Genomic DNA, 26,719 nt, shown 5'->3' on the forward strand with positions numbered 1-26,719 from the left:
TTCCAGTCTGAGCGCTCTTATAAATAGAAACGTAATTTATTTACCTTTAAAAAGCATCAGTATGAAGAATGTAGAAAAACACTTGGTTGGATGGCTGTCAGTTTGTTTGCTGCTTTGTAGCTTTCCTGTGTGGGCGCAAGGAGATGCCGGAGATTATCTAACAATCGTTGGTATGGTGAAAGACAAGCAAAATAAAAAAGCTCTGGAGAACGTAAATGTATCTGTGCATGGCAGTAATATCGGCACTGTGACGAATGCGGAAGGAGAATTTGCTTTGAAAATCAAAAAAACAGAAGCGTCGCGCGAACTGGAGATTTCACATATAGGTTATGTAAATAATCATATCTCTCTGGAGAAAGAAACACCCTCTAAGTTGACGGTTTGGCTGACACCTCATGCCAACCTGCTGAATGAAGTGGTGGTGTTTGCTGAAAATCCACGTATGATTGTAGAGAAGGCAATCAGTAAGATTCCTCTAAATTATAGTGATAAGCGTGATATGCTGACGGGATTTTATCGGGAGACTGTACAGAAAGGGCGTCGGTATATTGGTATATCGGAGGCTGTGATCGATGTGTCCAAAACAGCCTACACTAATAGAAATACTAATCATGACAAAGTAAGGGTGGTGAAGGGACGTCGCCTGCTTAGCCAGAAAGCGAGTGATATCTTTAGAGCACGCAGTGGATAAATTAAAAAAGCAATCGAATTGTAACAGGGATAGTTTTCTTATATTTGAGGTCAATCATAAAGATGCTGGATGAACTGCTCATACTAAAAAAGATAAAAGGAGGTGACATGAAAGCGTTTGAGGAACTTTTTCGTCGTTACTATTTTCCTCTTTGCTGTTATGCGGCAGGTATGTTTGTCGAAAGGCGTACGCGTAACGTGCGAATGATTCCTCAAAAGGTGGTATATACAATTTCTTATAAACCGTGGCAAGGGACTTATTACATACACCATATCCGTGGAGATCTTCATTTCAAAGTGAAACGGACAAAAATGCTGTTCGGCAGCCGGGATCTTCATATCTGGTTTGAGATGATTACTTGCAAGGTGGATACCGAACAAGTGGTCGTATTTCCCCGTACAGACAGATTGCCCACCCGTACCATCTTCTCTGACACCTATTTCAAATATGATGAGAACTTTTGGAAGGACTTCAACGTGATCCCATTGGAAGAGGAAATCAGTAAACTGATAGAAAAGATCTCTTTGAAGATAGAAGAAATAGGTGATTGATTTGTTTTGTCATTCAATGAGATTGCTGTACCTTTGCATCCGGTTTAAAAGATTGTATGTTATGGAATTACCAAAAGATCCGATGATGTTGTTCAGCGTCATCAATATGAAGTTACGTGATTGTTATTCTTCACTTGACGAACTTTGTGAAGATATGAATGTGGACAAGGATGAATTAGTGAATCAGTTGAAAGCCGTGGGCTTTGAATATAGTGTGGAACACAATAAGTTCTGGTAATCATTTTCTTGTTTATAACTTATAGATAAACTACTAAAAGTGCCTTCATCGCCTTTACAAAGGATATGGAGGCACTTTCTATATCTTATGCGCAGCTTCTCTCTTACTCTTTCTTGTTAATAAAAGCAAAATGCGGATTCCCGTATTTAACTTCCCCGCTCTTCTGCGTTCTAACTAATAAAGCTTAGAAAAAGAATTGATGATAAACGAGAATAAAATTCGTGAAGCTTGTGCCTCGAATCGCGAACGGGGATTCAAGATGTTGATGGACTCTTTTCAGGTACCGATATATAATTATATCCGTAGACTGGTCGTATCTCATGAAGATGCGGAGGATGTGCTTCAGGAAGTCTTTATCCGGGTGTTCCGGCATATCGATCAGTTTCGCGAAGAAAGTTCACTGTCAACTTGGATTTACCGGATTGCCACGAATGAGAGTTTACGCTTGCTGAACGGTCGTAAAGATGAGGGAGTTGTTTCTGCAGAAGATGTTCAGGAAGAGTTGATGGGCAAGTTGAAGGCTTCCGATTATATTGATTATGAAAATGAGTTGGCAGTGAAGTTTCAGGAAGCCATTCTAAGTTTGCCTGAAAAGCAACGGCTTGTATTCAACTTACGTTATTACGATGAACTTGAATATGAAGAGATTGCCCGTGTACTGGATAGTAAAGTGGATACACTAAAGGTGAATTACCACTATGCGAAAGAGAAGATTAAGGAATATATATTAAACAGATAGAATGATGAAAAAGGATTTTGATTTTGACGATATTGGTAAACGGACACCTTACCGTACCCCCGATGGATTCTTCGAGGACGTGCAACGAAAGGTGATGGAACGCGCCGGAGTGAAGCAACAGCGGAAATCTCACATGAAGCTGATTATTTCTACGGTGATTACCATGGCGGCAGTATTGATCGGATTTCTGTTTGTTCCATCTTTGAGACAGGCAGATGAGGCGAAAACGTCTTCTTCGAAAGTATTAGCTAATGGTACAGAATCTGTAGATAAATGGATTAAAGAACTATCGGATGAGGAGTTGGAGGAGCTCGTCAACTTCTCTGAAAATGATATATTTTTGAATTAAGTAACTCAATTATTATTTTAAACGTGAAGATTATGAAGACTAAATTTATTTATGTAATTTTGGCTGTCCTATTGATGGGAAGCCAGATGACTTTGTCTGCACAGAATACAGATAACAAAGAAAAGAAACAACGCCCTACACCGGAACAAATGGTGCAGATGCAGACTAACCAGATGGTGAAAATACTGATGCTGGATGATGCAACTGCTACCAAGTTTACTCCGGTTTATGAGAAATATCTGAAAGAGTTACGCGAATGTCGTATGATGTCCAGACCGAGAACCGAAAAAGCGAAAAAACAAGGGACGGATGCCAATGCTAAGCAGGAACGGTCGTCCATGACTGACGACCAGATTGCAACCATGTTGCGGAATCAGTTTACTCAAAGCCGTAAAATGCTGGATGTTCGTGAAAAGTATTACAATGAATTCAGTAAGATACTTTCGCAGAAGCAGATTCTGAAGATTTATCAGCAGGAAAAGATGAATGCTAATAAGTTTAAGAAAGAGTTTGACCGCAGAAAAGGACAGAAACCTGGACAAGGACACCACCAGGGACAAAGAACTCGTAGTCCGCGTTCAGACCAGAAATAAAGATTAGGTTTATTTTATTATAGTTTTATTTTACTAAATCAACACAATTGAACATAGACAGCCATATTTATTCTTTTCAGTACCGTTTGATTACTTGTTATGTCTTGTTACTGATTAGTTTGACTGTTTTTGCTCAGTCCGGCAAAGAACGTTTTTCCGGTCGTGTGATTGATACTGAAACTTATCAGCCGGTACCGTTTGCTACGGTCCGGCTTTTAGCTTTACCGGATAGTACATTGTTGGGCGGCGGCGCTACGGATGCTATCGGTAAATTTCAACTTTCCGTTTCCATTCCTAATCATGCAACTAAAGCGAAGTCTTTATTATTACAGGTTTCATATATCGGATATAAGCCGGTTTTTCATCCCGTTTCCATTTCCAGCAAAAGTTCTTCTTATGAATTGGGGGATATAAATCTGACTCCGGAAAGTTATGCTTTGGATGAAGCAGTGGTAGTGGGGCAGGCTCCAATGGCGGTGACAGAGGGGGATACAACGGTATTCAACGCTTCTGCCTATCGTACTCCCGAAGGTTCAATGCTTGAAGAATTGGTAAAACAGCTTCCGGGAGGTGAAATAGATGCAGACGGTAAGTTGCTGATACATGGCAAGGAAGTAAAAAAGATTTTGGTGGACGGTAAAGAGTTTTTCTCTGATGATCCGAAAGCCGCTCTTAAAAATCTTCCTGTGGAGATGGTGGAGAAGTTAAAAGCGTATGAACGTCAATCAGATTTGGCACGTCTTACGGGAATAGATGACGGAGAGGAAGAGATGATTCTGGACTTGTCTGTGAAAAAAAATATGAAACGGGGCTGGATGGAGAATTTTATGGGAGGATATGGAAGTAAAGACCGTTATGAATTAGCCAATACCTTGAACCGTTTTCGTGAAAACTCTCAATTAACCATTATCGGGAATCTGAATAATACCAATAACCAGGGATTCTCGGAATTACAGAATGAATCTTCCAGTTCAACAGGCAATATCCGTAGCCGGATGGGACTGACTACCTCCCGCTCATTGGGGCTTAATGCAACTTATGACTGGAAGCGCGTTAAATTACGTTCAAATATTCAATATGTTGGCACCGATCGTTTGGAAGATAGCCGCACCACAGTCGACAACTTTCTCCGGGAAGATAAATCAATCAATCTGGGCACAAGTCATAGCCGGCAACAGAATCACGAACTGGTAGCCAATGCTTCTCTTGAATGGAAAATGGATTCTGTTACTACATTGATTTTCCGTCCTCAATATCGTTTCGCAGCCAATGATAGAGAGAATAATGGCTTTCAGGAAGGGTGGGGGAATGATGTGTTGCTGAATGAGAGAGAGTCCTCCGGCACTAATCATAATTCCCGGTATAATCTGGCACTGATGTTGCAGCTTAGTCGGAAATTGAGTCGTCTGGGGAGAAATGTTGCTTTGAAGGTAGACTATGGTGCTAATGCTTCAGCTACAGAGCGGACGAACCTTTCTACTACCCGGTACTTCAAAAATAATACGAAGAAGATTCAGAATCAGAAAATAGAGGATGATGTTGACGGATTCAATTACCGGGTGCAGTTGGTGTATGTAGAGCCATTACCGTGGCGGCATTTCCTGCAACTGCGTTACAGTTATCAGTATAGAGTGAACAATTCTGATCGCTTTGTCTATGACTGGGATAAGGAATTGGAAGAGTTTGCTCCTGACTTTGATGAAGAATCCAGTAACCGTTTTGAGAATCAATATAGTAATCATTTAGTAAATCTTGCGATACGTACCTCGCAAAAAAAGTACAATTATAATATTGGTGTTGATTTTGAACCTCAAAAGTCTGTTAGCCATTCATTGTTGAGTGATGCTCCCGAAGATCAGTTGGAAAGAACGGTCATGAATTTTTCGCCTACTGTCAATTTCCGCTATAAGTTTTCAAAACGCACCCGTTTGCAAATTGTGTATAGGGGAAAAGGGAAACAGCCTAATATACGTGATCTCCAACCTGTGACCGACCGTACCAACCCTTTGAATATCCGTGTCGGAAACCCTTCGTTGAAGCCTTCATATATGAATACTTTTACGCTGAATTTCAATTCTTACAATACCAGACATCAGCGAAATATGGTAGCTACCGCTTTGTTCGAGAATACCATTAACAATGTAACCAATCAGGTGACTTATGATAGTGAAACTGGTGTACGAACTACGTCTCCGGTCAATATGAATGGTAATTGGCGGGCCATGGGTTCTTTTTCTCTCAATACCCCTTTTAAGAATCGTAACTGGATATTTCGTACTTACTCCTATCTGCAATACCGGAATCAGAATGGCTATACAACCTTGAATAAAGAAGAACCGGTGAAAACTTCCGTACAGCATTTAACGGGACGCGAACGTCTACGGATTACTTATCGTACCCGCCAAATGGAACTTACAGGGCTTGTTGGCCTGACTTATAACAATTCTTATAATGACGTACGGGAGAAGCGTACTGAAACTTTTGATTATCAGGCAGGGACCGAATTGCAGCTTTATCTTCCCTGGGGGATGGAGTTATATAATGACTTGACTTATTTTCTCCGTACCGGATATGGTTATGAGGGTTATGCCAAAGCAAATTTCATGTGGAACTGCCAGCTGTCAAAAGCCTTTTTGAAGAGGAAACAGTTACTAATCCGCTTCAAAATATATGATATTCTTCATCAGGACATTTCCATGATACGCACGATAACCGCTACTGCCATTCGTGACACTGATTATAATGCACTGGGTTCTTATTTTATGGTGCATGCTATACTTCGTTTGAATATGATGGGAAAATAATTAGAAATTAAATCTTCATTAGTTCGAAAACCACAGCAGGGTTTTGATTGTTGTATGTCCTACGTATAAAAACAATGTAAGGCTGGCTGAATGTTTCGACTGATAAGAAAGATAAAAGATAAAGGTCGTTGGCGTATTTTTAAACTGAAGTTGATTGATGCCCGACTGTACTTTGTCAGTATCTTCGTAGGATTACTGACAGGACTTGTAGCTGTGCCTTATCATTACCTATTACAGTTTTTCTTTAATCTCCGTCACGATTTCTTTGATTCTCGTCCCAAATGGTATTGGTACATACCTCTTTTTCTTTTGATGTGGGGAATACTTGTATTCGTATCCTGGTTGGTAAAGAAAATGCCGCTTATTACCGGTGGGGGTATTCCACAAACACGTGGAGTTATCAATGGGAGGGTTGATTATAAACATCCTTTTCTGGAATTGGTGGCAAAGTTTGTAGGTGGAATACTTGCATTAAGTACCGGATTGTCTTTGGGGCGTGAAGGTCCCTCTGTACAAATAGGTTCGTATGTAGGATATCTGGTATCCAAATGGGGGAGGGTGCTTAGCGGTGAACGGAAACAGTTATTGTCCGCTGGTGCCGGTGCCGGGTTAGCGGCAGCTTTTGCTGCCCCATTGGCTTCGTCATTGTTGGTGATCGAATCTATCGAGCGGTTCGATGCACCTAAAACAGCTATTACCACACTTCTGGCAGGAGTAGTGGCAGGTGGAGTTGCCAGTTGGATTTTCCCGATTAATCCTTATTTTCATATTGATGCTATTGTACCGGGAATGACTTTCTGGGGACAAGTGAAATTGTTTCTTTTGTTGGCAGCAGTCGTTTCTGTTTTTGGAAAGTTCTTTTCTGTCACCACTCTTCAGGTGAAACGTATTTACCCTGGCATTAAGCATCCGGAATACGTGAAGATGCTGTATTTGCTTTTTATAGCTTTTCTAATTTCTATGGCCGAGTTTAATCTGACCGGAGGAGGCGAACAGTTCTTGTTATCCCAAGCTATGCATCCGGACACACATATCCTCTGGATTGTTGGCATGATGTTATTGCATTTTGTTTTTAGCACTTTTTCTTTTTCTTCGGGTTTACCGGGAGGAAGTTTTATCCCGACACTGGTGACGGGAGGACTTCTTGGACAAATAGTAGGATTGATTATGGTTCAACAAGGTGTTATTGCTTATGAGAATATCAGCTATATCATGTTGATTTGTATGTCTGCATTCCTTGTAGCAGTAATCCGCACCCCTTTGACAGCTATTGTACTAATAACCGAGATTACAGGGCATTTGGAAGTCTTTTATCCTTCCATTGTTGTAGGGGGATTAACTTATTACTTTACGGAAATGCTTCAGATCAAGCCGTTTAATGTTATTTTGTATGACGATATGATTCATTCACCGGCATTTACGGAAGAACCCCGTTATACACTATCTGTAGAAGTAATGAGTGGCTCCTATTTGGATGGAAAGATGGTGGACGAACTTCGTTTGCCAGAACGTTGTATGATCATTAATATACATCGTGATCGTAAGAACTGGCCTCCCAAGGGGCAGAAATTAATGCCTGGCGATCAGGTTCAAATAGAAATGGACTCACAGGATATAGAAAAATTGTATGAACCTTTAGTAAGTATGGCGAATATTTATTAAGTATTTCATCTTTAGATTCTGGTCCTTGATATATAAAAATAGCTGAAAGAGAGATTCTTCCAGCTATTCTTTCAGTATATTAAATACTTATTTTTTCTTATACCAATCGGGGTTTGTACCATATTTAGCCCAGTCTATAAATTTAGGATAGATTTCACTGATAGGTTTTTTCTCGTTTTTATCGAAGTTTTTTAATTCTGCAATATCATTTGCATTGGCATTTGACAGGTAGAATGCAAAAGGATAAATATTCTCTTGATCCGATACATAGTAAATGCCTTCATTAGGCTTAGAACAGTCTTCATATTGTCCGAAGAGAGAAGTATCGACTTTAGAAGTTGGTTTCTTCATAGGACAATGAACTTCCAGGCGATTACCTTCTTTACTAGGACGGTATATGAATGCATCGATTGATGTTTCCTGCTTTTTATTCGAGTTTTTATCTCCGTATTTGAATGTTACTTTATATTCGGCATTCGGGTTTGTTTTGACGTTATCAGTCAATATGATTGCATTACTTTCACGAGTAAATTTGTCAGCTCCCGAAGCTACAGTAAAGTCCTTTTCATTTTCTTTTCTAATAAAGTATTCAGTTGACTGTGCGTTTCCCTCATTTGAAAGAGTGAAACCTAATCCGTTAGTAAATACAGTCGATTTATTATATAAAGTTTTAAGCGTAAATGATTCGCTTAAAATTTCATTATATATATTGAAAACTTTTTGATAAGTATACTGAACCAATACGTCATTCATATCGTAATCACCAGCTTTAGGCCATTCATCTTCAAATGCGTATACACCTGTCTTTTCGATGGTTGTATTTAAATCTTCATCTACAGGAGGAACATTGGTGATTTCAGGATTGGCTTTTAAGGAGAACACAACATCTGTAAAGTTCTGGTCATCCATGAAATCTTCAAAAGCGATAGCAATGTTGTTGTTTTTATCTTTAAACATAGCCGTACGTACATCTATATTGCTATTCACTTTAGTGCTAAATCCTTTGGTGGAGCTAGCATAAAATCCTGCGGTTTGGGTATAGCTATTGAAGCCTGTAAAATAGGTGTTCCATGCGTTACATGCTAGAACAAAACCGATGCTATATCCTTTGGGGAAATTTGTCCCTTCCGGATGTTCAGGATCATCAAAATATTTTAGCTGTACAGCAGTGCCTTCTTTTACGCCTTGTGGAGAAGCTTGAAGGCTTCCGTTATTCCAAGTCATTTGAGTGTTTGGGAATATAGCATATACCTTTGCATCTTTCAGGCTAGCAGGAGCTTGGTCAAGTCGGTAATAGTAGTAGCCTAATGAACTGTTCCAACAGGTCCATCCTTTTAATGCGGTTAGAACTACGGCTGTTTCGTCTTTTTCAACATATAAATCGGCAGGAGTGCGAAATCCCTCTGGACAACTTCCTAATGTATTTAATACTTTATTTACAGTAGTACGCAATTCATTCATTTCAGATTTACTCAAAGTGAGTTTAGGATCGTTACCTTTATAAGCATAATCAATAACCCCACTACGTTTATCAAATGAGCCGAGATTAGTATTCCATCCTAGATTATTAAACCGATTTCCATCAAATTTTGTTGATTCTTTATAAGACGCTCTAGTCGTAGGCTGTTCATCTGTGTCTGATACCTTTAAAACACCGTTAACTATTTTTCCGGGTATTGCCTGTCTGGCAAAAGGTGATGTAGAAACGATATACACATTAGATACATAAGCCGGCAATTCTATTGTTGTAGTGAATTTGCCTTGTTCATCTGTCCATGCACCATCTAATGGCTGAACATTTTCTTTTAGAATAGTAGTGTTTTCACCTTCAATCAATGGATTTCCATCATAAATGGAGAAAGGAACTCTTGATTCAGAATTAGAATAGTCAATTTCTACTTGTACTTTTTGTATAGTAGAAAAGTTAGAGGGGTTAATTTCTGCTCCTGGAGCTTCTTGGTATAAGTCTTTATCACTGTCTACACAGCTGCTTACACCCATTGCAATAATCACTGTACATGCTAACCAAAATTTCTTCATATGTGTTGTTTTTTGTTTATGCAATAATTTAGTTCGTTTTGTTTTAAAAGAAACCCGTAAGCTCTTTAAAGTTCAAAAGCTTACGGGTGCAAAGATATATATATTATTCAATACAATCATAGAAAAGTTGAATAATTTTCAAAAATATGTTCTATAACTTGTATTTTCCATTCTTTTTGTCTCATTATTCCATACTTCTTAACCATGCAATTTCTTCTTTCCATTTATTTTCATCTGGGGTTTCGAGTATTAACGGAATATTATCAAATCTGGAATCTTGCATCAATCTTTCAAAAAAAGCTCTGCCAATCAATCCTTCACCAATGCTGTCGTGGCGGTCAACATGGGTACCTAATGCTTTTTTAGAATCATTCAAGTGCATACCGCGGAGGTAGTTGAATCCCACTTCCTTGTTAAATTCATCAAAAACTTTATCATATTCATTGACAATGTCGTAACCTGCAGTATAAGTATGACAGGTATCGAGGCAAACACCTACCCGGCTCTTATCGTTTACCCGGTCGATGATATATTTCAGTTGCCAGAACTCGCTTCCTAAATTACTACCTTGTCCGGCTGTGTTTTCAATAACGGCTGTCACTCCGTTTGTTTTTTCTAAAGCAAGATTGATGCTTTCTGCAATAAGCGACAGGCAATCTTCTGTTGATATTTTATTGAGAGAGCTACCAGGATGAAAATTTAGAAGTTTCAAACCAAGCTGTTCGCAACGTTTCATTTCGTCCAGAAAAGCGGCACGGCTTTTTTGAAGTCCCTCTTCCTCCGGATGCCCCAGATTGATAAGATAACTGTCATGTGGCAGGATATATTCCGGTTGGAAACCGTACTTCTCACAATTCTCTTTAAAGAGGTTGATACTTTCTTTCGTTAAAGGTTTACTTACCCATTGACGTTGATTCTTGGTGAATAATGCAAAAGCATTTGCTCCTATTTCGCGCGCATTAATGGGGGCGAATTCAACGCCACCGGATGCGCTAACGTGTGCTCCGATATATTTCATATTTTGTTTTTTAATCTGATTCCAGTTTGCAAATATAACATTTTTGGAAGAACTAATGTTTGAAAAAACAATTAGGGTAGGTCGACTGCACCAAAAATGTTTTAATAGGAGTGGAGATGAACTAAATGGTAGCTTCCAATAGTTAGTAAGAGGTAAGCTGTCTTAATGCAGTATTTAACTTCCTGTTTTTTACTAATAATACTTTGAACTGCATTCTAGTTTACGTTCCACAACTGTTGAACGTAAATTCATAGGAATGAAGAAAATAGCAGTTCCAAGAAGAGTTACTAAAAATACTATTGCGTTAGATTAATCCTTGTAACTATGAATTTAGTTCAAAACGCTCATAGAAAGGAAAAAAGTGAAATAAAGTTTGTAGTTCTTAATTTAACTTTCTATATTTGCGATATCCAGCTAGCTCCGGAGGGGGCGGTGGGGTGTTTTTTTTATTTAAGAAAGGCGTTTACCAAACGTTATCTTCTGAACTCAAATCTCGCAAATTTGAAATCTACAAGAAGATAAGGCAACGGAAGCGTTCACTAAGGATGTGTTATCAAACATTGTGCTTTGCATAATGTTCTGTATATCTCGTCTTGGCGTGGGCTAGCTGTGTTGCTTATCCTTGTAGATGGGCAATGCGAGAGCCTGAGTTCGGGATAAGCAGAAGTACAGACTCCCATGCCTTTTTTTATTTACTGCTCAATCCGGGGAGGCTATAAGCCATAAATAACATGCAAATGAATTATCATGCTCCCAATTCTTTGTTTTCTTATTTGAATGTAGCCTTTATTAAAAGTATCGGCTGTTTATGTGCTCTTTTCCTATGTATGGCTAGCTACGCGCAGGATGTCACTGTACGAGGAAAAGTTTCTACTCATGGAGAGGAAATGGCAGGTGTGACTATTGTTGTGAAAGGTAGCAATGGACAGCAGGGCACAGTAACCTCAGTTAATGGCAATTATTCATTGAAAGTGGATAGTAAAGGAACTCTTATCTTTTCGTATATTGGTTGTGAAACAATGGAGGTTCCGGTAAAAGGGCGTACTACGATCAATGTGGAGATGAAAGAAACTTCTTTGGCTGTTGATGAAGTAATCATTACTGTGCCTTACGGAACTGTTAAGAAATCTACATTTACCGGTTCGGCCGGAGTTGTTGATAAAAAGTTGATTGCGTCATCACAAGTAAGTAGTGTCTCAAAAGCATTACAAGGAAGTGTGGCAGGTTTACAATCATTCTCAACGAGTGGACAACCCGGAGAAGATGCTAGTATCTATATCCGTGGTATTGGTTCGGCCAATGCATCTACCACTCCGCTTTACGTAGTGGATGGCGTTCCCTACGACGGTGCTTTGTCTTCCATTTCTTCACAGGATATTGCTTCTATTACTGTGTTGAAAGATGCTGCGGCTGCTACGTTGTATGGATCGCGTGCTGCAAACGGTGTAATCATGATTACCACCAAACAGGGAGTCGAGTCTGCTCCGGTTATCGAGTTGTCTGCTAAATTCGGTTTTTCAAGTCGTGCGGTAAGAGATTATGACCAGTTAAGTACCAATGATTATTTTATGTTGCAATGGGAAGCTATGCGTAATAAATATATAAACGATGGTCATTCGGCAGAAGATGCTGCACAGCGATCTTCATCCGAGTTAATATCTGCTATTGGCATTAATCCTTATGGAAGCAAATATGTCCAGCCGGTGGGGGTAGATGGTAAATTGGTGGCAGGAGCTACACCATTGTGGGACGACAGTTGGGAGGATGCTTTAACGCAAGACGCACACTATACGGATTTAAGTGCTCGAATTTCAGGTGGAAGTAAGAATACGAAATATTACTTCTCGTTGGGGTATCTGGACGATCAAGGGGCATATATCTGTTCTGGCTTCAAGCGTTATACATTGCGTTCTAATATCACTTCCGATCTGCGTGACTGGTTACAGGTGGGTTTGAACGTTTCGGGTACCCATTCTATTCAGGATTATCCGAAGCAGGATGATACTGCAATCGGTAATATTGTATTGGCTGCACGTTCATTACCTTCATTCTATCCGGTTTACGAGCGGAATCCCGATACCGGTGAGTATTTGCTCGGTGACGATGGAAATAAAATCTATGATTACGGAAATTATCGCAAGAGTTCTTACCGCGGTTATAATTTTGTTCAATCTATGCCCTATGACAAGAATGAGATAAAGAGGGATGCGGCTTCGGTACGCGGATATTTGCAGATTGCTCCGATTAAGGGATTATCCTATAAGATGTCTTTGAGCATAGATTACAACAGTAAATTTTCGCATGATTATACTAATCCCACTTATGGAAAAGAACCTTTGGTAGGTTCGGTTAGTAAGCGCAATTATCGGACTACAGGTATGACATTCAATAATGTGGTAAATTGGGAGCATAAATTCAAAGAACTCCACAATATTCGTTTGATGGCAGGTCAAGAATATTATGAGTACAATACTTCCAACTTCGGAGGATCACGTTCCGGTGTCATTACTGATGGCTTTTTTGAACCGGACGCAGCTTCTACATTGACAGGTTTCAGTGGAAATAGCGATCAGTATAAATTACTTAGTTATTTCGGAAGTGCCGAATATGCTTTCAATCAGCGTTATTTCTTATCGGCGTCCATGCGTACTGATGGATCATCACGTTTTCATCCCGACAATCGTTGGGGAACATTTTGGTCGTTTGGGGCTTCCTGGAAAATTCATCAGGAGTCTTTTATGAAAGGTGTTGCTGACAAATGGCTGTCAAACCTAAGTATTCGTGCCAGTTATGGTGCTCAGGGAAATGATAATGTGGGTTATTATGCGTATCAAGAATTATACGGTATCGGTAGCTTCTTGGGTGAGACTACTCTTCACGCTTCTCGTCTGGCAACTCCTGATTTGTCGTGGGAAACGAACTTGAACTTTAATGTCGGTTTGGACTTCGGTTTTTTGAATAACCGCATCAATGGTACGATTGAATACTTTAACCGTGCGTCCAAAGATTTGCTGTTCAGCCGTGATTTAGTACTTTCCTCCGGTTTTAGTTCTATTGATGCCAATATTGGAAAATTGAAAAACTACGGTTGGGAATTTACTGTAAATGCTACACCTGTATTGACTCGTGACTGGACATGGCGGTTGTCGGTTAATATGACGACTTATAAAAATAAAATAGTGCAGTTGCCCACGGAAGTAATGTGGCAAGGTAGTAAGAAATGGGTACAGGGTGGTTCATTGTATGACTTTTGGTTGTATGAATGGGGTGGTGTAGATCCCGAAACCGGAAGTGCGCAATGGGCTTATTATGATGCTGACGGCATGAGGCATTTAACAGATGACTATTCGGCTCTGACTTCTGATAAGAAGGTAAAAGCTGGTAGCTCTTTGCCGAAATTAAGTGGAGGTTTCCAGTCAGATCTTACATGGAAAGATCTGTCATTATCTATGTTGTTCTCTTATGGTATCGGTGGAAAAATCTATAATAATGATATAACGATGCTGATGAGAGTAAACGGTGGTAATGGAGATAGTATGAGTAAAGAACTCTTGAACCGTTGGACACCAGAAAATACAAATACAAATATTCCCCGGTTGACACAGGATGGTACAAGCAAGTTTACTTCCTCGTCTACACGTTGGCTGGTAGATCGTTCTTTCCTTCGTTTAAAAACAATAACACTCAACTATAACTTACCGAAGAAATGGTTGCACCCACTGACTTTGAAAGATGCAAGCGTATTTGTGCAAGGTGAAAATATGCTGACATTCAGTAAGCAGCAGGGACTTGATCCGGAACAGCCGGTCAGTGGTATGGCTTCTTTCCGTTATCCGGCTATGAAGACAATTTCATTTGGTATCAATGTAAAACTTTAAAATGAATACAACAATGAAGATAAAACTTAAAAATGTATGTGGACTTATTTTGATGGTATGTGTAGTGGTGTCATGTGATTTAGATACTACTCCTACCACTTCATTGGATGCTCCGAATGTATATAAAGATACGAAGAATGCGGAACGTGTGTTGAGGGGCGCATGGAACTATATCTTTAATACGGGCTCCACTTATGCATCTATTGGTATGGGTTCCATAATGTTGAATGACGATTTTGCCGGTTCAGACGCTGTCAGAACAAGAAGCTATGGTTTCTCCGGCAGTTATAACCTGACAAACGGATATTCACGCGGCGAGTATAATGGCGTGCTTTGGGATTTGATGTATGATCCGATTAATAATTGTAACGGCATATTGAAGTATATAGACGATGTGGCGGGAACTAAAGAAGATAAGGCCAGGATCAAAGGACAGGCATTGGCTACACGTGGGTACGCATATATGATTTTGGCTACACATTATTCTTTTGCCATCGACAAAGATCCGAATGCTGTTTGCGCTCCAATATATACTGAACCAACAGATAACGAAGTAGCTTTGACAGGAAAACCTGCTTCTAGTGTATCAGAAGTTTTTGCTCAAGCTCTGAGTGATTTGGAAGATGCCTTGTTGTTTATTCCTGAAAACTATTCACATGGGAATGATGCGAATGCCCAGTATCAGATTGATTATTCTGTTGCATTGGGCTTGTTGGCACGTACTCATCTATATGCTCGTAGCTGGCAGAAGGCGTATGATTATGCGACGGATGCTTTAGCTATCAATTCTTATTTAATGAATGAGAATGAATATAAGAGTGGCTTTAATGATTATACCAATAAAGAGTGGATGTGGGGATTGTCATGTACAATTGACGATAATATGCCCTGTTATCTGTTTTATTTCAAGGATTGCACATCCGATGGTTATACAAACCTCAATGCCGATCCTTATTTCAAGGAAGAGTTTGAAGATGGTGACTACCGTAAGGATTTATTCGATTGGGGACAGACAGCTTATGGAGACTGGGCTATGTTGAATAAGAAATTCATATTTAAAGACCTCGACAATATGTTGGCGGATTTAGTATTGATGCGTACTTCGGAGATGTATTTGATTAAAGCTGAAGCGGCTGCTCATTTAGCAGGTAAAGAGGGTGAAGCACAACAGTTGTTACAGACTTTGCGTAATGCCCGTATGAAGGAAGGTAAAACTGCGCATGCAGTTACGGAAACCGGTGATGCGTTGATACAGGAAATATGGAAAGAGCGTCGTAAAGAATTGTGGGGTGAAGGTTTTGCTTTGACTGACCTTATCCGTAACCAACAATCAGTGGAACGTAAGGAATATGATGGAAAGATTACTGTGGGTGGCAAAGAAATATCGGTTAAGGGACATACTATTATTAGTTTACCAGATAATACTCCTTTTGTTCCGAATAGTAAATATTATCTGTTCCGCATTCCTGAAAAGGAAGAGTTGCAGAATACCGGACTTTATTCGAAATATCCGAGATTGTCTATTTATGATTTATAAATCCGTATAACTATAAAACCAGTCCCTTCTTCTTTTGATAATCAAAAAAGAAGGGGCTGATTTTGATATAAAGAGCATTGATTAAATTTCAAAATCAGGCAAATAGTCTGTCAGCACTTTACTAACTTGTTTCCCTTTTACTTGGTCAATAACAGTCGTCGCACCTTCCTTTTTACCTGCATCATAGTTTAAGGAAACTTTTTCCACTTTATTACTAACGTGAATAGCGGCTTTTCCTTTTTCCGTAAGGTTGCAAGTGATAGTCCAGTCACCTACTTGAATGGTATTGCCTTTGCGAACTAACTGCATATCCGGGCGATTATTTCCATGTATATCCATAACCGTTAAGAAACGGGCGGTTTTGCAAGGAACTGTTGTAGAAGAGAAATGCCAGTGATTAGGATATTTCACCGCTTTTCCTTGTGCATTCGTTACATTTTTCCAGTTGGTCGGAGCACAGAAGAAAGTATCTACCATTGCCTGTTCCGTTTTTGCCGAACTGAAAAGATGAGCAACAGAGATACCACCGGCTTTATTTCTTCCGGTTACTTTCACTTCATTAGTCAGTTCCAGTATTTCCATCGGTAATTCTACAGTATGTAAAAGGTAACTCCATGTTACGGCTTCTTTTCCTTCCAGCTCATCATAAATCACGAAAATTCCGGTAGTTCCCAATTGGATGATATGACGGCGGAACATATCCAATTTATTCTCATCCCATCCTTTTTCAGGCGTATATTGCGTACCGGATAGTTCGCCACGTTTCAGCCATAGGGGAGAAGTCACTTTGCCATAAGCATTGGAAGCATCTCCTACCATATAAGCGATTTTTTCTCCTTCATACCAACGCGGAATCCAGCCATATCCTTCTGTTCCAATCTTTTGAGTCATTCCATTTACCAAAATACTGTTGTGTGCACGGGTGTTACGGTAAGAATACATACAATGATCGTCCGTAAAACCAGTACGATGTCCGCTGCTGTAAAAAATGGCTTTACCCCCATAGAATGTATTGAAAGCATTCTGATTGGCTAGTGCATGGGAAGTGGAACCATAAGAACTGGAGCGGAACGATAACATGGCATTCCTGTCTATATCTCCCAAAGAAGTATTCATCGTACCGATTCCTGTTTCATTGAATACTTTCGCCATGGGTAGCTCGGCAAGAGTATGTCCTTCTTTGGGGAGAGTTTTCTTGGTTGTACAACGATACCAGGTCAAATCTCCGGATTTTCCGAGGAAAGTCTTTTCCATAATATCCGGTTCTTTTTGCAGAATAGTACGTACATAAGCGGCCGCCCACGGATTATTACATTCACGTGCCAAGGCATCCGCATAACCTACTCGTGTACCGTTCGGCTTCATCTTGCTCTCGTGTGAATTGCCTTGTCCGGCAGATTTTGAGAATGGAGGCTGCTGGTAGATGACGTAAAATGCATTGTTGTTATACCACGGATCAGCGAAGAAATCGAATCCGCTGATACGGGAGTAGAAAGCGGGAACTTCAATCAATGTGCGAAGATTAACCTGGAAATAGGAATCACCATTGTGCCATCCTCCGTCAGCGTTGAGGCCCGGAAGACGGGATACCCATTCATTGTAGCAATAATCCACCCAGGTGGAAGCCATCGGTAGCTCACCATACGTAGCAAATGCCGCCATATTCAAGATACGGAAAGTCATTTGCCAGACATGATTATCAGCAATGCGGTTTTCCAAGTGATTGACATATTCATGATAGAACTTCTTTCCATTGTCACGAATCGTTCTTAGGAGTAGTTTTCTCTCATTCGGAGTCAACAGATTGTACCATGCATCATACGCTGAAGTACTCATGGACAGGATAGTAGAACGATTGAAATCTCCGGCAAAGTATTTACTGTTTTTCCAGGAAAGAATTTCGGAAAGCCGCTTTATACCTTCTTTGTAGTATACCTCGTCTTTCGTTAGCAGGTAAGCGCGTACCATGGCTTCGATATTTGCTTCTTCACGGTCTACAATCTTACGACTTTCCCGAATCAGGGCAGAACGATATTGAACAATGTTTGTCAGCTTGACAACCTGGGTTGTATCAATTTCTTCTTCCAGATGTTTCAGCGGGTGGTTCAGGCATTTATCGGCTTTTCGGATATAAGCCTGTGCCTCCGGATTGTTTTTATTCCGTTCGATGATATTATCCCAATCTTCGGTATCAAGCAAGATGCGGGGATGGGTTTGGGGTAATTTGGCTAATACTTCCTGTAGAGAAAGAGGGCTGAATGTACGTATGTGTTCGTCTATATAAAAATGATAAACAGGTGACCATTCTTCTTTTCCTTCTTTGTCAACGTAGGCATGTTGCCAATACCATTTCCCTTTTTCAAAGAGTTTGAATGGGTTGAAAAAGGCCCATTTTCTTTCGGCGGTAATCACTTCCGATTTGAATTCGGGGTCGCGTGCGATACGGATGCGGTAGGTTACTTCCGGTTTGTAGTCCTCTTCTTCAACTCCGTCCAATACGGCACCGAGGTGCGGGAACTTATCCGGCCACATAAAACGCGGAGGATTGACGGTAATATGCTGTCCGTCCAGGGGCGAAGGCGTTTCGCGGACTTCATGCATCAAGGTCTGTTGAGTCAGATGCATGATTCCTTTTTGTGCATACCCGTTGGCGAATAGCAAAAGGGTGAACAAGAGGAAAATAGATATTCGTTGTTTCATCATATAACTTTGCTTTTATTATTCATCGCTTTGTTGTTCAGCGTTGTTTGAACAAATCTTTCAGACGAATAGTCTTGTTATTAATCAGTGGACGTGCCCAGAAACCAATAAAGGTGATATATCCTACGAAAACAAGGATAAAGAGCATACCTGTGCGAAGTGATGTTGCATCTGCCAGCGTACTTACAATCATCGGACCACCGGCACCACCTACAATTGCTGAGCATAGTATACCTGCGAATGAACCGTGGTGCTGTGACGCAGAGTTCAGTGCTAATGAGAATACGATGGAATACATCATGGAGATACTGAAGCCAACAGCTGGGAAAGCGAGCATAGATACTTCTTTACTTCCGAACAATGCTGATAATAATAGAATGATCGTCAGAATTCCGGAAATCTGTAACAATCGTTTACTGTCAATCAACTTGAGTAGGATCATGCCTACCAGACAACCGGCTGTCATCAATCCCCAAAAATAGCTCACGGCTTGTGCACCGTCTGTTTGCGGGTTAACTCCATGGTATTGTTCCAGGAAGGTACTCATAAAGATTGAAGTTCCTTGTTCCGTGCTTACATAGCAGAAGATTCCCAGAAAAAACAGCCATACATATTTCTGTTTGAATAAAGCCAGATATGAATCTTTAGATCCGCTTTTCTCGTCTTCTTTCAACTCGATTTTTGGAAAACGGGATACACCGACAGCAATCAGCATGACCAATAGCAGGATTGTAAATACCCAATAAAGAGATACCCACGGCATTTCCCGTGGAGTGACATCGGCCAACAAGTCGATAAAGAAACCCTTACCTGCTGTATATGTCGCCGGATTAAGTTCGCGAATCAGATAAGTATATACCAGAGGACTTAGGAAAGAAGCAATGCCAAACATAAATTGCGCCAGTTCGGCGATAAATGCATAGTTTTCTTCTCCTCCTACGGTACGTTGGAGTGGATTCAATACCGTTTGTAACATGGCCATTCCTAACCCGATGATGAAAGAAGAAGCTAATAACATTGGATACGTGTGCATGCAGGCAAACAAGATGGTACCGATGAACGGCATCAGAAACCCACCGAATAATACCGGCTTTTCACCGAAACGGTCAATGAGCAATCCGGCAGGGATAGACATGATGGCATAGGCCAGGAAGAAAGAAGTCGGGATAAATCCCGCCATTGCCAGGTCGCTTAGATTGAAGTTGTGGATAATATCCGGAATGAGTGGGCCTAGAATATTGGTGATAAACGAGATGGTAAACCAGAACGCCATAATCAGCGCCAGCATTCCTAAATTTTTTCTCATAATCTTAAATAGTTGATAGTTGATAAATGATAACTGATAGATGGAAGTTGATAATTAATGATGATTGAGTATTTGTATGTTGGAATAACTTTCATTTACTAACTATCATTTATCAACTATCAACTATCATTTATTTTTGTTTTCATTTGAAAAAGAGTGAAGCAGCTCCAATACTTCCGGCCTTGTTTCCAAGAGCGGCAGCTATGATTTGAGTATTCACGGCGCAGTCGGGGATAGCGTAACTGCGGGCTTTTTCACTTACCTTTTGAATATAAAAGTCTCCGGCTTCGGAAAGTCCTCCACCGATCACAATCTTTTGAGGGCTGAAGATATTAATGAATCCTGCAATTCCATGTCCCAGAAAATCACAGTGTTCTTCCAGCGATAGTTGTGCAATCTTATCTCCTTGTTTGTAAAGGCGGACGATCAGTTCTCCATTAATCTCTTCATCCGGGTAGGAGATACCTGCGTCTATTATCCGTTGACTGAAACGGCGTACCAAGGCAGAAGTGGAAGCGTAATGTTCCAGACAGCCGACGGAACCACAGGCACAAGGTTCGCCATTGGCAATGAGAGGCACGTGCCCCAGTTCTGTCCCCCGGTTGGCATAACCGTTGAACAATTTGCCATCAATGACTACTGCACCGCCAATGCCTGTTCCTACTGTTAGGAAAACAACATGAGTGGCTCCCTGTCCGGCTCCATACATTGTTTCTCCTAATCCCATCAGATTAGCATCATTTCCCAATAAAGCCGGGAGTCCGGTTTCCTTTTCAATACGGTCTGCCAGATGTATGTTTTCCCAACCGTTGATGTTTTCCGCACCTCCTAGAACAATACGGTTTGTAGAATCTACGATGCCTGGTGTACCAATTCCTATACCATTGATTTTGTAGCCTTGTTCTTGTGCAAAAGCTTTTACCTCATTGATAGCAGTAACCAACTGTCCGATGACAGCTTCTGCTGATACATCGGCTTTCGACGGTAACTTCCTTTGAAAGTAAAATACGCCTTCATTATCAATTAGGGCGTATTTTACAGAAGTTCCGCCAAGGTCAATTCCTATAGCGTATTCTTTTTCCATATCACCAAGTAATACTTAATACATAATACTTAAATACTTAAAAAAATCACACTCTCTCTGCCCAAATCGGTGAACTCCAAGCCCATTGTCCGTCACGTTGGCGAACGCGTACATAGTAGTAATCCGTATCACGCTGCGGCTCTTTATCTTCCATGTAGTGTTCCAAAGTGAAGCAGCTTTCCGGCATAGCACGATTGAAGAGGATTGCCTCGCTCAACCAACCGATCATGAAGTGTGAGCGTGAACCTTCGAGCAATTCGCCCAATGTATGTTCAAACTTCTTGCCATTGAATTCGGCAATGATCTTGCCGTCTTTGGGCATTTCCACATCCAGAATGACGGCTTGCATGGCTGCTGTAGTTGTATTCGGATTCTTGCTGCTGTACATATCCAATTCCGTTTCCTTGTCGCCAACGGATACAATACGGTTGACATGCGTGTGGAATTCAGTTTCACCTTCTTGCGGAGAAGTGAACGCTGCGCCACGGAAACAAGGAGTTACACTATGGATCTGTCCTTTGTCTACTGACAGTTTGCCCTGCCAATGTACGTATTTCTCTTCACGATTCCAACCAAAATCAACTTTAACTTTACAACGTACCGTATCACCTTCCGGAGCAATCGGAGTCAGAGGGCCGTTCATGCGAGCTAAAATCTGTCCATTCTTGACAATATCCACGTAGTCGATACAGCTTTCGCCTGTGACGTTCAGATAGATACGGCGGCTGTTACCGCGAACTACGTCACCCATGAAAGCGTCGTTGAGGCGGAAGTCAATAATAATTTTATCACCGGTTGCGGCACATACGTGGCGGGTGCGGAGAGCTTCCCAAATAGCGTCGCGAGTCAATGACGGAGCCATGACACCGATACGACCGTCGCCATAGCTTCCCGGATAACCGGAATGTTGGTCGGTAGAAGCCATAATACCGAATTTGTTACCTAATTCAAGACCATATTGAATGGTTCCTTCCCATTGGCGCGGACCCATGTCGTGTAGATAAGGATAGTCTCCCTGGTCGCTTTCTGCCAGACCGTGGCGGGAATACATTTCTACGAATGGGGTAATATCTCCTTCGGTAAAGCATTTCCAGTTGTAACCACGATAGCCACCCTGATAACCCATGTGATGCGGAGTGATAAATACTTTGTGGCCTTTTGCCTTCTGTTTCCAGTCTTCGATAGAAGTACATTCCACAAGCGGTGCGTCAAGATCATAATTCAATGCAACATGGTCACCATGTTCCATGCTGTGGGCCTCGTATCCGACAAAAGTAAGGAATTCACCTTCTTTATTGTATTCATTCGTCATTTTTACGTACTTCTCATAACCGCCTTCACGCAAACGTTTGAAAGCTCCCGTGTGGTAATCGATCACCCATTTCAGGCGGGGATCATCTGCTCCGGGAATATCCGGCCACATAGCATGAGGAGTGACACTGACAAAATCCAATTGTGCTTTTGCAGCTTCAAAAGCGTCGCGCATGTCGCCGTGTCCATATGTGATGTTGCAATGGTTGTGTAAGTCGCCCCAGTACATTTTGAGGTTACTGGCTGACGGCATAATTTTTTTTGCTTCTTTGCTTCCAGCTGCGCAAGAACCCAGTAAACTGCCTGAAGCTGCCAATCCGAGGAAAGACCAGCCTGTGTTTTTTAAAAACTTTCTTCTATCCATGGTTTTATCTAATTTATTCGGTTATGAGGCACGGATTACACGGATTTCACGGTTTTTAGAATGATGATGAGGTAAAACAACAGCGTTCATCCGTGTAATCCGTGCCTAAATTTATTATGTAAACTAATTATGAAGCATATTAATTCTTATTGATATGTCCTCTTCTTAGCGGTTTTGCATTTGCCGACGATCACCTTTAAAGAGGACTTTTTCCTTTTCATCCGGGTCAGTATCTTTGTACTGTTTTTGAGTATCCTGAAGCAGCTCTATCAGCTCTTCTTGTACTTTAGCATACTCCGGTTTGCCGAAGACGTTGTTCATCTCTCTCGGATCAGCTTTCATGTCATACATTTCCCATTCGTCAATATCATTGTAGAAATGAATCAACTTGAAATCTTGTGTACGGATACCATAGTGACGTTTTACAGAGTGTTCTGCAGGATATTCGTAGTAGTGGTAATAAGCTGCTTTACGCCAATCGGCCGGGGTTTTTCCTTCGTTGACCAATATCGGTTTCAAAGAAGCTCCTTGAATATCTGACGGAATATCTACTCCGGCAAAGTCTAGGAAGGTAGGAGCAAAGTCTACATTCATACTGATTGCATTACTGGTACTTCCTGCTTTGATTGCTTTCGGGTAACGGATGATAAGAGGCATACGCTGACATTCTTCATACATGAAGCGTTTGTCAAACCAGCCATGTTCGCCAAGGAAGAAACCTTGGTCGGAGGTGTATACAATGATTGTATTGTCCAGTTCACCAATCTTTTCGAGGTAATTCAATAGTCGGCCGATATTTTCGTCTACTGCCAGAACCGTAGCCAGATAATCGCGCATATATTGTTGATATTTCCAGCTGATTAAAGATTTGCCTTTCAAGTCACCTTTGCGGTATTCGGCAATGCGCCCAGCGTATACAGAATCCCATTTATCCTGAACTTCAATAGGCATACGTTTATATACACTATAAAGACGGTTGGTTGTATCTTTCAGCATCTCTTCACGAGTCATCAATTTGAGATCCCAGTCGTTTGTCAACGTGTGTTCGATAGACATATCCTGCTCACGAGCAGCTCTTCCACGACCTTCGTAGTCGTCGAACAGATTAGCCGGTTCCGGGAAAGTGGTATTGTTGAATATACCCAAATGACGGGGAGCAGGCATCCAGTTACGGTGTGGGGCTTTCTGGTGATACATCATGCAGAAAGGCTTGTTCTTGTCACGTCCTTCGAGGAATTTAATTGCTTTGTCGGTAATAATATCCGTAGCATATCCTTTTTCTACGATATGTTTTCCGTCTTCCCAGAAATCAGGATCGTAATAGTCACCTTGCTCATGTTGACCGCTAAGGATACTCCAATGGTCGAAACCTTGCGGTTCGCTGATGAGGTGCCATTTGCCGATCATGGCAGTCTGGTATCCGGCTTGCTGAAGAAGTTTGGGGAATGTCTGCTGATCGCCGTTGAATGTACTTGCATTATCGGTAAAACCATTCTCGTGACTGAACTTGCCGGTGAGGATGCAAGCGCGTGAAGGTCCCGAAAGAGCATTGACAGCGTAACAATTATCAAAGCGAATACCTTCGTTGGCAATCCGGTCCATATTAGGAGTTTGGATTAGATTTCCTCCATAACAGGACATCGCTTGAGTGGTGTGATCATCCGTCATCATGAAGATAATGTTCGGTTGTCTGACTTCTTCTTTCTTTTGGCTGTTGCAAGAAACGAGGTTTAATGCTGCCAATGGGAGGAGTAGGGTAGAGGAGGTGTAATAGTTTTCCATAATGATGAAGAAGCCTCTCCCAAGAAAAGGAGTAGGGAGAGACTCTGGGGTTTTTTATAGTTTGTATTTTAATGACTGTTTCTTTCCGTTTACTTTCACTTCTACTTCCAGACCGTTTTCATCGAACGCTTTGTTCTTGAATTTAGCGTCAAATTTAGGGGCATCTGCGCTTTTCTTAACCGGGTAGATAACAGTGATGTAACGTACAGCTTCTTCACCGTCTTTTCTTACGTTGAATGATACATTCATACGTTTGTAGCGTTTGCGATAAGCTGTTGAACACCATCCCGGTTCTTTCTTCATACTCATGCCGGCAGGGCCGAAGCATTGCAGTTTCATGTTGCTTCCATCCTCAAACTGTGTCAGGAATGTCATGTCTTCGCGGCTGTTGGCAATTTCTCCTTTCGGCATCTGATAGTGAAGATTGATAGAACCTTTACCGCTACCTACCATTTCATCTACAATGACAAAGTAAGTGTTATTAACGAAGAAAACAGAACGGCGGTGTTTCAAATTCTTATAACTCGGATTTTCAGTTACTAAAGTCTGGATAGCACCTTCCGGTTGCCACAACTTAGTAACAGATTCTGTTGTATCGAGATTCTTATTATCCAGGGTTACTGTGTTGTGAACACAAGTCTGACGGTGCCAGTTGCGTTGTTCCATTACTTCGCCTTCACCGGCGTATACATACGAACCTGAATCCGGGAACAAATTCTTACCGTTGAACCAAAGTTCAAATGTTCCGTTGTCCGGCTGACAGTGCCAGAAAGCTTTCGGACCTGCCTTTACTACCATTTGGGTAGCATCCATTCCCCATGAATTACGGAATACAAAAAAGCCTGATTTCAGGAAACCTTTAGACATATAATCCGGCAATGCACCTTCTTTTCCTTCTGTAGCAAAGTATTTGATTGTCTGGTTCTTCGGGAACAGTTTACTCCATGACTTGTAGTTTTTCACCATTTCTTTCTTTGTTGTCAACTTGGCGTCGCTGAAACATGGATTAGTGTAATCAGGGAAAGAAATGTTTGCATAGAACATAATCATGTTTTCAATGGTATCCAAATAATCTTGGGGGAATTCCTTACGGAATCCGTTAGCATCTGCGATACCTAAGGCTTTACAGAAAATGTTAATAGCTGCCAGATGATAATGTGGGTCAAGTTCGAACTGTCCGCCATCTTCGTATACCTGTACGTGAATTTCACGGTTCAGAATGTCGATACCACTTTTTCTCCAAGCCGGAGCATCTTTGAATTCAGGGAAAAAGGCACCAGCATAAATCATGCGTTGAGCTTCAAACAGTAAATGGTTGCCTTGATCCGAGTAATTAGCAAGGATATGTACAGCATGTTTGTAATAGTTCACCAGGAATTCTGTCAGGAAGTCCGGAGTGAAAGAAGGTGAGGGAAGGAATAACTGGAACTGTGAAGTCTGGTCTTGCAGACGATTACTCACTTCCAGGGGACGCCATGCAAAACGTACGTTTTCTACTTCGCCTTTGATTTTTCCATCACTTACTAGCTCATATTCTTTCTTGTCCATCTTCACTAACGGATTTTTTTTAATCCAATCGATATACTGGTGTGCCCATTCTTTAGCATATTTTTCATCACCGGATATACGGTAAGCCTTACCCATCGGAGTGAACCATTTGTGACGGTGCAACTGCCAGCGGAGCTCATTATCTTTCACCGGCCAGTATTGCCAGTTGATATCTTCTCCATAATTGTAAGAAGGTTGATAACCTTTATGTACGAAGAATGTATGTTTCAATCCGTCATCCGCCCATTGCTGTTCTTCTTTGCTGATAGTCACTTTGTTCAGATTGATATCCGGAGTTTTTACGTTGGTACGTGCACGGTAATAGTCCAGTAATGCTTTGGCAGCATCCTCATCTTTACCCTCCTGATGCAAAGTTTTTACTTTCTCCAGTCCCGGATAGTCCAGGTTAAGGAGAGAAAAGACTTCGCTTTTCAGTTCTTGGGCGTAACCCTTGCTTACGAAACATGCGATTGCAAGCAGAACGATGTACTTTAAAGTTTTATTCATGATATAATAGGTGTTAT

Annotated in this window: 17 protein-coding genes and 1 pseudogene; 10 read left to right on the plus strand and 8 right to left on the minus strand. The window is 41.1% G+C overall.

The window, feature by feature from the left end; genetic code table 11:
- Positions 1-61: 61 nt before the first annotated feature.
- The 8 genes and pseudogenes from AB3G73_RS00610 to AB3G73_RS00645 form a co-directional block, all read left to right on the plus strand.
- Positions 62-667 (plus strand): annotated as a pseudogene (locus tag AB3G73_RS00610) (carboxypeptidase-like regulatory domain-containing protein); the annotation flags it as partial.
- 86 nt (positions 668-753) lie between these two features.
- Complete coding sequence (locus tag AB3G73_RS00615) at positions 754-1,242, plus strand: hypothetical protein (RefSeq protein ID WP_308167101.1); 489 nt, start codon at positions 754-756, stop codon at positions 1,240-1,242.
- 61 nt (positions 1,243-1,303) lie between these two features.
- The gene (locus AB3G73_RS00620; protein WP_004302174.1) at positions 1,304-1,480 is read left to right on the plus strand and encodes a DUF4250 domain-containing protein; all 177 of its coding nucleotides are present in this window, start codon (positions 1,304-1,306) and stop codon (positions 1,478-1,480) included.
- A gap of 199 nt (positions 1,481-1,679) precedes the next feature.
- A complete protein-coding gene (locus AB3G73_RS00625; RefSeq protein ID WP_004302175.1) occupies positions 1,680-2,219 on the plus strand; it encodes an RNA polymerase sigma factor in 540 nt (179 codons plus the stop codon).
- 4 nt (positions 2,220-2,223) lie between these two features.
- The gene (locus AB3G73_RS00630; protein WP_148364586.1) at positions 2,224-2,568 is read left to right on the plus strand and encodes a hypothetical protein; all 345 of its coding nucleotides are present in this window, start codon (positions 2,224-2,226) and stop codon (positions 2,566-2,568) included.
- A gap of 32 nt (positions 2,569-2,600) precedes the next feature.
- Entirely contained in the window at positions 2,601-3,161 is a 561-nt protein-coding gene (locus tag AB3G73_RS00635; RefSeq protein ID WP_234133325.1) for a hypothetical protein, read from the plus strand.
- A 47-nt stretch (positions 3,162-3,208) separates the two neighbouring features.
- Complete coding sequence (locus AB3G73_RS00640; RefSeq protein WP_258979887.1) at positions 3,209-5,965, plus strand: outer membrane beta-barrel protein; 2,757 nt, start codon at positions 3,209-3,211, stop codon at positions 5,963-5,965.
- Between the two features lie 90 nt (positions 5,966-6,055).
- On the plus strand, positions 6,056-7,627 hold the full coding sequence (locus tag AB3G73_RS00645) for a ClC family H(+)/Cl(-) exchange transporter (protein WP_258979888.1): 1,572 nt from the start codon (positions 6,056-6,058) through the stop codon (positions 7,625-7,627).
- Positions 7,628-7,714: 87 nt separating this feature from the next.
- On the opposite strand, the gene AB3G73_RS00650 is transcribed toward AB3G73_RS00645, so the two are convergent.
- Positions 7,715-9,667: an LruC domain-containing protein gene (locus AB3G73_RS00650; protein ID WP_258979889.1), complete on the minus strand. Its 1,953-nt coding sequence runs from the start codon at positions 9,665-9,667 to the stop codon at positions 7,715-7,717.
- Positions 9,668-9,851: 184 nt separating this feature from the next.
- Complete coding sequence (gene nfo / locus AB3G73_RS00655) at positions 9,852-10,685, minus strand: deoxyribonuclease IV (protein WP_217722961.1); 834 nt, start codon at positions 10,683-10,685, stop codon at positions 9,852-9,854.
- A gap of 731 nt (positions 10,686-11,416) precedes the next feature.
- Between nfo and AB3G73_RS00660 the strand changes: the two genes are divergently transcribed.
- Both AB3G73_RS00660 and AB3G73_RS00665 read left to right on the plus strand, forming a co-directional pair.
- Positions 11,417-14,563, plus strand: a complete 3,147-nt coding sequence (locus AB3G73_RS00660) for a TonB-dependent receptor (protein ID WP_229128670.1) — start codon at positions 11,417-11,419, stop codon at positions 14,561-14,563.
- 13 nt (positions 14,564-14,576) lie between these two features.
- Complete coding sequence (locus AB3G73_RS00665) at positions 14,577-16,100, plus strand: RagB/SusD family nutrient uptake outer membrane protein (RefSeq protein WP_258979892.1); 1,524 nt, start codon at positions 14,577-14,579, stop codon at positions 16,098-16,100.
- A gap of 81 nt (positions 16,101-16,181) precedes the next feature.
- On the opposite strand, the gene AB3G73_RS00670 is transcribed toward AB3G73_RS00665, so the two are convergent.
- The 6 genes from AB3G73_RS00670 to hepC all read right to left on the minus strand — a co-directional run bounded on the left by AB3G73_RS00670 (position 16,182) and on the right by hepC (position 26,702).
- The gene (locus AB3G73_RS00670) at positions 16,182-18,803 is read right to left on the minus strand and encodes a DUF4962 domain-containing protein (RefSeq protein ID WP_258979897.1); all 2,622 of its coding nucleotides are present in this window, start codon (positions 18,801-18,803) and stop codon (positions 16,182-16,184) included.
- A gap of 34 nt (positions 18,804-18,837) precedes the next feature.
- Entirely contained in the window at positions 18,838-20,106 is a 1,269-nt protein-coding gene (locus AB3G73_RS00675; RefSeq protein WP_167511733.1) for a sugar MFS transporter, read from the minus strand.
- 142 nt (positions 20,107-20,248) lie between these two features.
- Positions 20,249-21,190, minus strand: a complete 942-nt coding sequence (locus tag AB3G73_RS00680; RefSeq protein ID WP_258979898.1) for an ROK family protein — start codon at positions 21,188-21,190, stop codon at positions 20,249-20,251.
- A 46-nt stretch (positions 21,191-21,236) separates the two neighbouring features.
- The gene (locus tag AB3G73_RS00685; RefSeq protein ID WP_167511734.1) at positions 21,237-22,865 is read right to left on the minus strand and encodes a Tat pathway signal sequence; all 1,629 of its coding nucleotides are present in this window, start codon (positions 22,863-22,865) and stop codon (positions 21,237-21,239) included.
- A 165-nt stretch (positions 22,866-23,030) separates the two neighbouring features.
- Positions 23,031-24,647 carry a sulfatase gene (locus AB3G73_RS00690; RefSeq protein ID WP_258979901.1) on the minus strand — a complete coding sequence of 539 codons (1,617 nt, stop codon included), beginning with the start codon at positions 24,645-24,647 and terminating at the stop codon, positions 23,031-23,033.
- A gap of 54 nt (positions 24,648-24,701) precedes the next feature.
- A complete protein-coding gene (gene hepC, locus AB3G73_RS00695) occupies positions 24,702-26,702 on the minus strand; it encodes a heparin-sulfate lyase HepC (protein ID WP_148364554.1) in 2,001 nt (666 codons plus the stop codon).
- Positions 26,703-26,719: the final 17 nt, after the last annotated feature.

It is taken from the genome of Bacteroides sp. L008 (assembly GCF_040812255.1).
GTDB lineage: Bacteria > Bacteroidota > Bacteroidia > Bacteroidales > Bacteroidaceae > Bacteroides > Bacteroides vicugnae.